Annotated in this window: 21 protein-coding genes; all 21 read left to right on the top strand. The window is 37.9% G+C overall.

The window, feature by feature from the left end:
• Positions 1 to 2: 2 nt before the first annotated feature.
• The 21 genes from RMA94_RS17560 to RMA94_RS17460 all read left to right on the top strand — a co-directional run bounded on the left by RMA94_RS17560 (position 3) and on the right by RMA94_RS17460 (position 11841).
• Positions 3 to 1109 carry a minor capsid protein gene (locus RMA94_RS17560; RefSeq protein WP_311083861.1) on the top strand — a complete coding sequence of 369 codons (1107 nt, stop codon included), beginning with the start codon at positions 3 to 5 and terminating at the stop codon, positions 1107 to 1109.
• A 221-nt stretch (positions 1110 to 1330) separates the two neighbouring features.
• Complete coding sequence (locus RMA94_RS17555) at positions 1331 to 1882, top strand: hypothetical protein (protein WP_151302386.1); 552 nt, start codon at positions 1331 to 1333, stop codon at positions 1880 to 1882.
• 88 nt (positions 1883 to 1970) lie between these two features.
• A complete protein-coding gene (locus RMA94_RS17550; protein WP_208753467.1) occupies positions 1971 to 2762 on the top strand; it encodes a hypothetical protein in 792 nt (263 codons plus the stop codon).
• A 13-nt stretch (positions 2763 to 2775) separates the two neighbouring features.
• Positions 2776 to 3726: a major capsid protein gene (locus tag RMA94_RS17545; RefSeq protein ID WP_208753466.1), complete on the top strand. Its 951-nt coding sequence runs from the start codon at positions 2776 to 2778 to the stop codon at positions 3724 to 3726.
• Positions 3727 to 3769: 43 nt separating this feature from the next.
• Positions 3770 to 4144: a HeH/LEM domain protein gene (locus RMA94_RS17540; RefSeq protein WP_208753465.1), complete on the top strand. Its 375-nt coding sequence runs from the start codon at positions 3770 to 3772 to the stop codon at positions 4142 to 4144.
• A 3-nt stretch (positions 4145 to 4147) separates the two neighbouring features.
• A complete protein-coding gene (locus tag RMA94_RS17535; protein ID WP_208753464.1) occupies positions 4148 to 4528 on the top strand; it encodes a hypothetical protein in 381 nt (126 codons plus the stop codon).
• Entirely contained in the window at positions 4528 to 4896 is a 369-nt protein-coding gene (locus RMA94_RS17530) for a glutamate 5-kinase (RefSeq protein ID WP_311083860.1), read from the top strand. The genes RMA94_RS17535 and RMA94_RS17530 overlap by 1 nt, the downstream gene beginning before the upstream one ends.
• A 37-nt stretch (positions 4897 to 4933) precedes the next feature.
• A complete protein-coding gene (locus tag RMA94_RS17525) occupies positions 4934 to 5575 on the top strand; it encodes a hypothetical protein (RefSeq protein ID WP_311083859.1) in 642 nt (213 codons plus the stop codon).
• A 39-nt stretch (positions 5576 to 5614) separates the two neighbouring features.
• Entirely contained in the window at positions 5615 to 5785 is a 171-nt protein-coding gene (locus RMA94_RS17520) for a hypothetical protein (protein ID WP_311083858.1), read from the top strand.
• Between the two features lie 11 nt (positions 5786 to 5796).
• Complete coding sequence (locus RMA94_RS17515) at positions 5797 to 6207, top strand: hypothetical protein (RefSeq protein ID WP_311083857.1); 411 nt, start codon at positions 5797 to 5799, stop codon at positions 6205 to 6207.
• The gene (locus tag RMA94_RS17510) at positions 6179 to 6547 is read left to right on the top strand and encodes an HK97 gp10 family phage protein (RefSeq protein WP_311083856.1); all 369 of its coding nucleotides are present in this window, start codon (positions 6179 to 6181) and stop codon (positions 6545 to 6547) included. Before RMA94_RS17515 ends, RMA94_RS17510 begins: the two co-directional genes overlap by 29 nt.
• A gap of 1 nt (position 6548) precedes the next feature.
• Positions 6549 to 6947, top strand: a complete 399-nt coding sequence (locus tag RMA94_RS17505; RefSeq protein WP_311083855.1) for a phage tail terminator-like protein — start codon at positions 6549 to 6551, stop codon at positions 6945 to 6947.
• A gap of 5 nt (positions 6948 to 6952) precedes the next feature.
• Positions 6953 to 7318 (top strand): hypothetical protein, encoded by a 366-nt coding sequence (locus tag RMA94_RS17500; protein WP_311083854.1) that lies wholly within the window; start codon positions 6953 to 6955, stop codon positions 7316 to 7318.
• Between the two features lie 185 nt (positions 7319 to 7503).
• Positions 7504 to 8433, top strand: coding sequence for a phage tail tube protein (locus RMA94_RS17495; protein ID WP_311083853.1), 930 nt, complete (start codon positions 7504 to 7506; stop codon positions 8431 to 8433).
• 50 nt (positions 8434 to 8483) lie between these two features.
• Positions 8484 to 9017, top strand: coding sequence for a hypothetical protein (locus tag RMA94_RS17490; protein WP_311083852.1), 534 nt, complete (start codon positions 8484 to 8486; stop codon positions 9015 to 9017).
• Between the two features lie 570 nt (positions 9018 to 9587).
• Positions 9588 to 9767, top strand: coding sequence for a hypothetical protein (locus RMA94_RS17485; protein WP_000564460.1), 180 nt, complete (start codon positions 9588 to 9590; stop codon positions 9765 to 9767).
• Complete coding sequence (locus RMA94_RS17480; RefSeq protein ID WP_000503551.1) at positions 9734 to 10171, top strand: hypothetical protein; 438 nt, start codon at positions 9734 to 9736, stop codon at positions 10169 to 10171. The genes RMA94_RS17485 and RMA94_RS17480 overlap by 34 nt, the downstream gene beginning before the upstream one ends.
• Positions 10172 to 10287: 116 nt before the next feature.
• Complete coding sequence (locus RMA94_RS17475) at positions 10288 to 10596, top strand: hypothetical protein (protein ID WP_311083851.1); 309 nt, start codon at positions 10288 to 10290, stop codon at positions 10594 to 10596.
• Positions 10593 to 10934 (top strand): hypothetical protein, encoded by a 342-nt coding sequence (locus RMA94_RS17470; protein ID WP_311083850.1) that lies wholly within the window; start codon positions 10593 to 10595, stop codon positions 10932 to 10934. The genes RMA94_RS17475 and RMA94_RS17470 overlap by 4 nt, the downstream gene beginning before the upstream one ends.
• Before the next feature lie 86 nt (positions 10935 to 11020).
• A complete protein-coding gene (locus RMA94_RS17465) occupies positions 11021 to 11347 on the top strand; it encodes a hypothetical protein (protein ID WP_311083849.1) in 327 nt (108 codons plus the stop codon).
• A 92-nt stretch (positions 11348 to 11439) separates the two neighbouring features.
• The gene (locus RMA94_RS17460) at positions 11440 to 11841 is read left to right on the top strand and encodes a J517_1871 family lipoprotein (protein ID WP_311083848.1); all 402 of its coding nucleotides are present in this window, start codon (positions 11440 to 11442) and stop codon (positions 11839 to 11841) included.
• Positions 11842 to 11846 lie beyond the last annotated feature (5 nt).

Below are 11846 nucleotides of genomic sequence, written 5' to 3'. Positions count from 1 at the left end.
AAATGGCCTCAAAAGAAGATAAATCATTGCTCGAGGTACTAACTCAACACCAGGCGTATTTATATCGAGCTTCTTCTCAATCCGTTAATGAATTATTAAAAATCTTTAATGATGAGTCGGCATTGATGCTGGCAAAGCTTAGAGATTTGTTAGAAGAGTTGAATGATTTTGAAAAGGCAGCTCTTGCTAGTGGCCAATATACAACTACAAACCTCAAAGAGATTCGGGACCTAATTTCTCAGTGGTTTACGGCAATAAATACTTCATTACCTGAAGCATTCGCGGTTTCTGCTACAGCATTGGCGGTATATGAGGCTAACTACACGGCGAAACTATACGGCGGAAAGATTAAACAGCCCAATGGTGACAAGCTTTATAAGGTAGCTCAAAAAGTTCCTTTAGTAGGCGGGGCCTTGGTCGATGACCTTTTAACAAAGTTGGCTGAAAGTGCCCGTCAAAAGGTTGAATACGCGATTCGGGATGGGATTAGTTCAGGTAAAACGAATCAGCAAATTGTTCAGCGCATTGGTGGGACTAAACGCCTCAATTATGAAGATGGCATTTTAACCAGCAGCAAGTCTGAAATTGATCGGACGGTAAGAACGGTTAGAAGTCATGTTGCTAATCAAGCTTACCTCGATAGCTTTAACCAGATCGGCTTTGAGTACGTAAAGCTGGTAGCAACGTTGGATGGTAGAACCTCAAAACTTTGCGCCTCACTGGATGGTGCCGTTTGGAAAATTGATGACCCAGCCAAAAGAGTGCCGCCGTTGCATCCAAATTGCCGAAGTATTCTGGTACCAGTGGAAAAAGGCGGAAAACTAACAGGCGAGCGTCCGTTTGTAATGGATGAGCGAAGAGTTAAGGACATTCCAAAGGACGAGCGAAGCCAACTCATCGGCCAACTGGATGCAAACACGTCTTTCAAAGAGTTTTTTAGCAAGACTGATGACTTTTTCCAGAAAGAATGGTTAGGGCCAAAGCGTTACAAACTTTTCAAAGAGGGGAAGTTTGATTTTGATAAGTTCTTTGACCCTGAAGGACGACTTTATACATTGGACCAACTACGAAAGTTGGATGAACAAACGTTTAAGGAGTTGGGAATATGATAGTTGATTTAAAAGGCGAAGGTTCATTACAGCTTTCAAAACTTTCAACTCGTAGTAAATTCAGATTGCGCCGATGGCTTAGAAGAATTAACAAACCGACCAAATTAATTAAACCATAGCACCTTCGGGTGCTTTTTTTGTGAGTATAAAAAATGTCTAAGAAGTTATTAGCATTATCAATGGTTGCGTATATCGGCACTAAATCAGTATTAGCAGTGCCTATGTCACGTGGTGAATACAATGAATACCAAGGGTGGAAAATTCCTGAAAATGAAAATCCAAGTGATCTAGGTTATTTAATTGAATACAAAGATGGTGGCAAAGCTAATCATCCAGATCATGAAGGTTATATCTCTTGGTCACCAAAGGATGTTTTTGAACATTCATATCAACCAGATGGTATTCAAAATTGTGTAATGGGCCGTGAAATCCATAAAGATGATAACGAAGTAACGGTTTTCCATAATGAAACTATTAAAACCCGAGACGGTGAGCAGTCTCTTGAACCAGGACATTTCTATGATGTCGTAGCTGGAGATTTACTTACTCCAATTCAATTCCAACTTGGTCCAGTTAAGGAAGTTGGAGTTAATGGCATCACGAATGAAGCGTTACTTGCGATTGTTTTACATCGTTTACGTGTTCTGAATGAAAAGTTTCCTTGCCGCGAAAATTCACTAGCTATTACTAATATTGAGCAAGGTCAAATGTGGCTAGAGCAACGTACTCGGAATCGTCAGAAACGTGGTGTTGAAGGTTTTAACATCGCATAACTTTATTATTCGAAATACAGCGTCCTAATGGGCGCTTTTTTAATGCCTTGAGATAAGGCTTTATCCCAATCAAACGAGAGGTTTGAACATGTCATTGCCATTTATTGTTGATTCACTTGATGCCATTAAAGAAGAGCACCGCGCTTTATATGTTGAGGAAAACGGGAAGTTTCGCCTTGACTTAGACGGTTACGAAGATCCAAAAGGGCTCAAATCTGCACTTCAAAGCGAGCGTGATGCTGCTAAGACTGCAAAACAAGAACTGCAGAAACTTCAAAAGCAATTTGAAGGTATTGATCCTGAAATTGTTAAAAAGGTCTTTTCTCAGATCGATCAAGATGAAGAAGCTAAATTAATCGCTGAAGGCAAGATTACCGAAGTGATTCAGAAACGTACCGAGAAGATGCGTGAAGAACATGAAAAGGTGCTTAAAGCCGAAAAAGACCGTGCTGACAAAGCCGAGGCTTATGCAAATAAGTTTAAGGAATCAGTAATTCAAGGGCAAATCGTTCAAGCAGCTGTAGAGCTTGAAGCATTACCTGAAGCAACAGGTGATATTGCGTTTTTAGCTAAATCAAAGTTTGCATTAGATGAAAACGGCAAAGCTGTTGCTGTTGATGAAAACGGCGAAGTGATTATTGGCAAAGATGGCCAGACAGCATTATCGCCAAAAGAGTGGGTTGAATCTCTACGTGAGCAAAAGCCTTACTACTGGCCTAAACCAAATGGTATGGGCGCACCAGGTAGTAACAATTCAAAAGGTCAGGTCGACATTCTTAAACCGGATGGTTCAGTGAATTTAACCAAATTGGCGCAATTACGAAATGAAAATCCGCAGTTAGCTAAAGAACTAGCTGCAAAACACAATATTAAACTTTAAGGAGTAAAGCCTAATGGGTGATACCAAAATTGCTGATGTAATCGTACCTGAGTTATTCACTCCGTATGTTTTAAACAAAACCGCTGAGAAATCTGCCTTATGGCAGTCTGGCATTGTTGGGGATCTTGATGAAGAAGTCGCTTTCGGAACTAAGGGCGGTACTACTGTAAATATTCCTTTTTGGAACGATTTAAGTGGTGAATCTGAAGTTCTCTCAGATCAAACCCCTTTATCTGTAAATAACATCACATCAGGTCAAGATATTGCAATTCTTCATGCTCGTGGTAAGGCATGGGGTGCCAATGATCTCGCGAAAGCATTATCTGGCGACGATCCCCTTGGTGCAGTTGGTGATCTAGTAGCAGATTACTGGGCACGTGAGTTTCAAGGGTTTACCGTGAATACCCTCAAGGGTGTTTTTGGTGCTGCAAGCATGGCAAGTAACGTACATGATATTTCAGCTGGCGTAGGGGCCGCAGCGGTTATTGATGGTCACTCTTTTGTTGATGCGTCATATAAGCTTGGCGATGCAGTCGATAAATTAACGGCGATTTCAATGCATTCATTCACGATGTCAGCTTTATCTAAGCAGGGGTTGATTGAAACCGTGCGTGATGCTGATGGGGTTTTGCTCTACAAAACCTTTATGGATCGCCGTGTGATTGTTGATGATGGCATGCCTGTTGATGGTGATGTATTTACTTCCTTCCTATTTGGTCAAGGTGCTGTTGGCTTCCAAGATATTGGTGCACCAGTTGGTGTAGAGACTGATCGCGATAGTTTAGCGGGTACTGACATTCTTATTAACCGCCGTCACTTTGTATTGCACCCTCGTGGGATTAAATGGGCAGGTGTGACTGGTATTGCACCTAATAACGCAGGACTTGCTACAGCTGCAAACTGGGAACGTGTTTACGATCCAAAACAGATCCGTATTGTGGCATTCAAGCACAAGATCAAATAACTAATAGGCGGGCTATCTCGCCTTATTTTTTGGAGATCCTCAAATGGGACTTTCATCTTTTAACCGTGCACGGGAAAGACAGCAAATGATCGAAACAAAAATAGCTGAGCTAGAAGAACAACTAGCAACACTGAAAGGTGAGTTTATTGCTTTTAAAAATGATCCAGAGGCGATGAAAGCGCGTATTGCTGAGCTTGAATTGGGTGAAGGGAAACAAACACCAGATGGTAGTAATCAGCATAATCAAGACAACCAAAAACCTGAAGGTGATCAAAAAACTGGTGATGACCAGCTTCAACCAATTAACTATGCAGGACTAAAAGTTGATGAGCTTCGAGCTCTATTAACTGAAAAGGCTATTGCATTTGAACCAGGTGCTAAAAAAGACGAGTTATTAGCGCTACTTCCTAAGGAATAATCCATGAGCTTTATCACTGAACAAGAAGCGATAGAACATGTTGAAGGCTTTGATGCTTTATCTGCCAGTGATAAGGCTCAATACCTTCAGATGTCAGAAGCTTATCTATTAGCACGTAATATTAAACCTTATGAAGATGCCACTCTTGTTCCTGAGCCCCTGAAAACAGCCTCATATCAAATCATCAAGGGCATTATTAAAGGTGATCTATATCAAGGACAGGAACAGGCATTAAAGCGTAAGAAAGTAAAGGCTGATACGGTTGAGACTGAAAAGGAATATCAGGAAGGGTCAGTTAAGCTTAATGCAACTGAGCAATTCATTCTTGATTTGATCAAGCCGTATAGCAAAAGAAAATCTGTATTTTTTGTCAGGAAAATCTAATGGGCCTACGCGAAGAATTACAAACTGAAATTGCCGAAGCATTTAATGATGATTTAGCTGACGCCGTTCATTCATTTACTTGTGAGCGGATCTCTAAAACGAATTGGGATCCTAAGACAGAAACTTATGTTGAGGTTAAAGAAAACTATACTGGTCGTGGTGTTCTTTTTGGCTCTTACAAACAATATGAAATTCAAACCCTTGGAGTACTGGCCACAGATAAGAAAGCGATCGTGCTTCAAAATGAAGTGACAATGGTGCCCATAATGGAAGATGAGTGGGTAACACCCTTAGGTACTTTTCGTGTCAAACACATTCAACAGGATCCCGCTGCAACTATTTGGAAATGTCAGTTGAGGAAGGTTTAAATACTTGATCTAATATCCCTCTGAGCAGGGGGATATTATGAGTAGAGTCGAAAAAATATATGAAAATATAAAAGCCAATAATGAGCATCTTCAGGATGAAGTTCATTTATTTTTCCATTTAGTTATGGATAGTGATTTCGAAGAAATTACCGAATCAAGATTTACTTCAGTTTTCCTAATTAAAATGTTCTATGCATTCTTTAGGGGCGCTAATATAGATATGATCTTAAGTGAAATCAGGAGCTTAGAAAATCCAGACATAAATTACAAAAGAATGAAACCACCTACTCTGTTTAAATATATGCCATTGATGGGTTTGTGGCACAAACACTTTGAGCAAATTGGATTAAGCTCAATGTCTTTAAATATCAAAAGTCAGATCAATTCAAATCCTAATTTTTTTAAGGATTTTATAAATATTTATAATGATCCAAATTTAACTTTAAATGAAAAATCTTCAGAGTTGGCTTACTTAAGCTCTACTAAGCAATATTTAGATCGTATTGAAAGCGGAAAGCTAACAGGTGAATGGATTATTTATCATATTCACAATCAAAAAAATTATTATCTTAATATCGGAAAACATAGTGATGGTGATTCAATTCTGGCAGAGGAAATTAGAGAAATAGCTTTGTTTGAGTTTCCACAATTTAGAGGCGAAATACCACTTTTTGAATAGTTCATAGCCCACTTCGGTGGGTTTTTTATTGGAGTAATTATGACTTGGACTGCACATGAGGTCTATGACAGCTTTCAGGTTGTACCTGATGATGATTTAAAACCTCATTCATTTTTTCACTGCGAATGCCACCCTCGATTTGAAGGTGGCATTTTTGTTCATAAAGCATTTGATGGCAGAGAGGCAACTGAAACGCCTTTGCTAAGTTAATAGGGTGGACCATGGTTAGCACAGATTACGTTCCTTTATGGCATATTTCTCCATTCCAACATGTTCAATACACATTAGCTCGAAATCAAATTCACATGGATCTGTTATTTGAAAACATGAATCATGTGGACGAGTTCCTTTCCATAGAAGGCGCAGCGGCACAAGTTGATTTTTACTCTGACGGTGCTTATGCAGTTGTTCAGTTGGGTGATACTTCAGAAAGAAAATTGATAGAGATCTATGGCTTGCTTTTACATGAAGCTGTTCATGTTTGGCAGAAGGTTAAGAAGCTTATGGGAGAAAAAGAGCCTAGTTCAGAATTTGAAGCTTATTCAATTCAAGCGATCGCTCAAGACCTTTTCGAAATGTATGAAGAAAGCGAGGTAAAAAGTCATGGGATGGAAGGGGAAGAAGCCAACTAGTTTTAGTTTAGAGGTATCTAAAGCAGCAGAAGACCATGTGAAGCATATTGTCATGGATGCTGTTCAGTCTTTGGTCGTTTCAAGTCCCGTTGATACTGGCGCTTATCGTGCTTCTCACATTGTTTCTATTGGATCTGGTGATTATGGGGTGCGAGAGCCTTCTACAAATGCTGTGCAAGATGCAGCTATTCAAGCCGTTATGTTTAAGCTGGGTAATTTGGTCTACATACAGAATAACCAACCATATGCTGAACGATTAGAAAATGGTTGGTCTGATCAAGCACCGCAAGGTATTTACAAGACCACGTTTACTTATATTTCTCAAAAGTACGGTGGCTAAAATGACAATGACTTTAGAGCAAGCTAGACAAGCTATAGTGGACCGAATGATGAGTTTTACAGGGATTTCTCAAGATAGAATCCAGTATCCAAATGCGCCAGGTTTTACGGTACCAACAAAAGGTGTGTGGTGTCGTTTAACCATTACGGGAGGACCAAGTTTTATAGCTGGACTAGGGGATAAGCCTTGTACACGCCGTACTGGTAATATCTTAATTCAGTGTTTTGCACGGCCTAATACAGGTGATATGGAAATAACAGTTTTAAGTGATGCGTTGCTTGCTCATTTTGAATATTTCTCAGTCGAACATTTAGAATGTTTGCAAGGACAATCAGTTTATACGGGTAAAGATGCTGACTTTGTGCAGTACAATGTATCAGTACAATTTAGAGTTAATTAAAAATCATGAAAAGTAAAAGCCTATTTATTGCACTATTATTATGTTTATCGAGCAATGCGTTTGCTATCCCAGAAACTGCACCTACGCCTACCGAAATATCTAATGGCATATATTGTGAGAACATTGGTAAAGTTGCTTTTTCTACTTTTAATGCCATGTGGGCTAATGTTAGTAAGGATGCAATAAAATTAGTATTTACAAGTTTTTTAGGTGACGATTATAAAGATGATGTGAGTGACGTGGTAGATAAGGTCTATGATTTTCCAGAAGTAACCGAAAAAGATGAAAATAGCATGCTTGCTATGGTGAATTTTCCACGCCAAGTGGAGGATGAATGTTTGGAAGCTAAAAATGAGCCAAAACAAAAATAATGATAAGTTTAGTGGTTCATTTAGTGAATAATTTGAACAAAACAAAAGGTTTAATTGCCTGAATTTACCCAATAAACCTGAACTACTTTTAAACGAACCTGTCCTTAGCGGCAGGTTTTTTTATGCCTGAGTGTTTTATTTGTATTCTCCATTCAGGCTTAACATAACTCTAAGGAGTAAAAGCCATGTCGAGTGGTGCACGTCAACTAACACAAATTGCAAGAGAAACCACGGTGGGTGTAACACCGACACCGTTTGCTCGGACTACATTTGAATTTACAGATAATGGCTTAGACGCCACTGTTTCTAAAGAAGATTCAAAATCAATCACTAGTGGGCGCATTGCTCGCGCATCAATGATTACAGGTGCAGAATATGCCGGTGAATTAAAGTGCGAGGCTAAATACAGCCAGCTTGTGCAAGATTTAATGGCAGCAGCGGCTTTTAATAGCTGGTCATCAAATGTCCTTACTTTTGGTGGGGCGCTACGCCAAACCTTCTCACTTCTTCGCGGCTTTGAAGACGTTAATGATTACCACGTATTCCGAGGTTGTCATGTAAATACCTTCAGTATCGAAATTCCAGAAGCTGGTTTAATTTCGATGGCGTTTGGTCTTATGGCCTTGGGCAGAACAAACTTTTCAGCGCCTCCAGCTGGAGCAGTAACTCCAGCAGATAACAGCCCTAAGTTATCTAATGTATCTGTCGGTGAAATTTTGATTGATGGTGCATCTCAAGCTGGTATCTCTTGCTTGACTGCATTTTCATTCAAATGGGATAACACAATGAAGTTGCAGAAATGTTTGGGTGAAGGAATCAATGCCCGAGCTATTTTAGAAACACTTGCTGCTGGTACAGGTTCATTTACTGCTGCATGGTCACGCAATACTTCAGACATGTATGAAAAGCAATTCACCAATGCAACCATTTCTTTAAGAGTCCCAATTACAGACACACTGGGTAATTCTTACGAAATTTTTATTCCTAAAGCAGAAATTACTGCGCCATTACCAAGCGGTGGGAACAGCGATATTTTAAACGCTTCATTTGAATATAAAGTTGTTGAAGAAGCTCCGACAATTACCCGTATTCCAGCACCGACACCTAATCCTTAATTTAATTTGACTGATAGCAGCCTTTAAGGCTGCTTTTTTTGGAGTTCAATATGGCTTTAAAAGTAACTATTCAAACAAGCAAAACAGTCAGTAAATGGCGAGAATATACGGACACGGAAGGGAATGTACTGGCTGAGTTTAAAATTCGTGGATCTGGATATAAGCCGTACCAAGTGGCATTAGAGCGTGCGAATAATCAGATCACCTCAAAAGGTTTTGATGTCAGTAAGGCTGGTAAAGATGACAAGCTTTACCACGAATTACTTCTCGAAGCTGCTGCATGTCATCTAATAGAAGACTGGAAAGGCGTAGTTTTTGGAGAAAAGATAGACGGCGGTGAATTGGTTGAAACTGAACCAGAGTATTCTCATGAAAATGCGACGAAGCTACTCAATATGGGTGATATTGGCATTTCAATTTGGCTATACCTAAAGCAAGAAGCTGAAGATATCCAGAAAGAAGCTGATTCATATAAGGATGAAGTCGTGGGAAAGTCCTCCAACTCTACAACTGGTGCAAGTTCAACTCAGAAGAAGAAGCGAGCGACTACAACGCGAAGCAAGCAGCGATCGCAAAAGCCTTAAATCTTCAAGCTGCCAAGGTCATTGAGAAACCCGAGTATTCTTATACATCAAATGCGATTCTTTCTGCTTATAACGTTATTTCACGGTCTAGGCGATATGAGCAAGGGATTCCGCTGTCTTTGGATATTTCGGCTATCTCCGCATACTGTGAGCACTATGAATTACCAGTAGACAGAGACATCTTTAATGATTGTATTTTTGCTATCGATAACTTGTTTTTAGACGAGTCGCAAATGAAGTTTAAGGCGAAAAAATAAAACGTTTAAGGTTTTATTTCTTAAAACAAAATCGAGTGCGGGGTATTTTAAGGAATGCACAATATACCGCACTTTTAGCATAGTTTTTCTAAAATTCTAAAAAGTTATCTTTTTTAAGTTGTTGAATTATAATAAATTAAACTTTAAGGTTAAGGGTTTAAGAATGTAATTTCTAATTGACATAGATGTCATTAAGAAATATTATATTTTCAATAGTAAATGTTATTAGCCATAGTTTGAATTGAAAGTACTGCTAATAATGATATTACTTTTATTTTAGAATTATTTATCTAATCCGTATTTGGAGATTTTCATGATCGATTGCGCTGTGGTTCATCCCGCAACAATCCATGCGGACAAAAATCATCATTTAGGTGTTGATATTCAGCATCTTATTGCCCTAACTAAGCAAAAATCGTATAAAATGCCTTCAGGATTAACTCGTGAAGAAAGAAGAGCATGGGCGAAGAAAGTTCAACAAACGACGGATTAGAAAAATCCACTTCTAACACTGACTCAATAAAGCCTTTTTACACTGCAATACTTAGTGATGAGTTTTTGTATTATTACGATAATGTTTTCACTGATGAAAAATTAGACTTGATTGATGATTTTTTAGAACATTATGAACAGAATGGCTTAACAGGTTGGAAGGGTAAAATTTCACCTTCTTGGAAAGTTCCTGAGTGTTACCAAGATCATAAAGAAAGAGCTAAATATGCTCAGGAGATGGATCTTTGGCATGCTCATATTGGTTTACCATCTTGGCAAACCAGAAAGGGTGCAAATTATTCTACATCTGATCAGGTTTTACATTTTCAAAGAACTAGTAAAACTGAAATCTTTGTTTTATCAATTAGTAAGCACAATCCAATGGATTTGCCTGATATTGAATGATATAAACCACCTTCGGGTGGTTTTTTAATATCTATCTTTTCGTAATTTGTTTTTATGTGTAAGATATGACTTATAAATAATTAATTTTAATAACTTTATATTTTGATGGGGATAGTATGTTTGAAAAGCTTATAGATAAGTTGTGGGAGATAAATGATGTCTTTGAAGAATATCCCAAAGTATTTTGTTTAATGATGGTTTATCTAGTATTGATGGTTGCAGTGGTCTTTCTTTTCTTTCCGTGTTTAAAGTGGCTTGCGAACCTTCAAATTCTGAATACTTATCCTTTATATGAACTTATATTAAGAAACTTTGACACACTTCGTTGGGGAGTCATTGTATTACCATTAGTTATTGCCTTTCACGCTTTTTTTGATGTACTTGAACTTCATGAGCGATTAGAAAAGAGAAAATACGGAAGATGAGAAATTCAATTTTCTCATCTTGTTTATTTATATCTTTGGCTTTAATTGGATGTTCCAAAGAAGTTAAAAACAAACCGCTTCCTCCTTCAGTTGAAGAGCAATATCTAACTTCAAATCAAGAGATAGGGGAGATGCTTGATGCATTAAATAATCGAGATGTACCAATTGTTGAGAAGCGAGAGATATTGTGTAAGACATATCCTGAAGTCTACAAAAACTACTATATGCCAGCTCTAATCAAACTTTCTCCAGATCAATATACGGAGGAAATTTTATTAAGAGATTTTGAGGCCGTGATTAAATTTTATAAACAAGCTTGGTTTATTAAATGTATTTAATAATTTAAAAAATCAAGAAGATTGATGGGTGGTTTTTAAAACTCTGAACTGTTAAATTTTACCCATTTATAAAAATGGGTAATTTCATGAAAAAAATACTTTTTTGTTTATTGATAAGTTTTTCAACAATAGCCATAGCTGATAATAGTTCTGAACAGCTTAAATATTGTGAGCCTGTTTCAGAATATGCAAACAATATTATGTATAAAAGACAACACGGTACTCAAGCTAAAGATTTATTTTTAACTGTTACAAAGGACTCAAAAGATCAATCATTTACTTGGTACTATATTGCACTTATAAAGGAAGCTTACATACGCCCTGTTTTTAAAAATGAAGAAGAAAAGAAAAAGGTAGCAAAGGAATTTGCTGACGAGGCTTTAAAGGGGTGCCTCGATTCATTTAACGTTTAAAAGATTTAAGGCAACTAACCTCGCATTGTGGGCATTCTTATTGCACCATTATTAACCACTTGTTAAATTACCCATAAACATAGGGGTATTTCATGAAAAAGATTGTTTTATTGGGTTTGGTTTTTGGCCTTGGTGGCTGCGCAGCTACAAATGATATGATGAACAATCAATACATGTCTGTTATTCCGACCGAAACGGATTTAAATGGATACTGGACGGGCAATAATGGTCCATATGCTGTGACTTATTCCTTCAAAAAAGACGGTACAGGTCTTATGTGTTCTAGCTGGAACGGTAAAGATTTAATAGAAAAGTTAAAAGTAAGTGGAAATGAAATCATCGTTCAATCAGGTCTAAAACAAACAATTAAAAGTAAAACTGATTCAAAGCTTGAATTAAAAGCTAACTACTATGCTGGAGGTAGTTACCAATATAGTCCAGATCCAAACCTACAAAATGCCTCACCATACTGTGAGAAAGCCCTCCGAAACTAATTTGA

This window comes from Acinetobacter sp. V115_6 (assembly GCF_031799025.1).
Classification (GTDB): Bacteria; Pseudomonadota; Gammaproteobacteria; order Pseudomonadales; family Moraxellaceae; genus Acinetobacter; species Acinetobacter pittii.
Note: the sequence above shows the minus strand (reverse complement) of the source record. Positions and strands in the feature narration are given on the sequence as shown.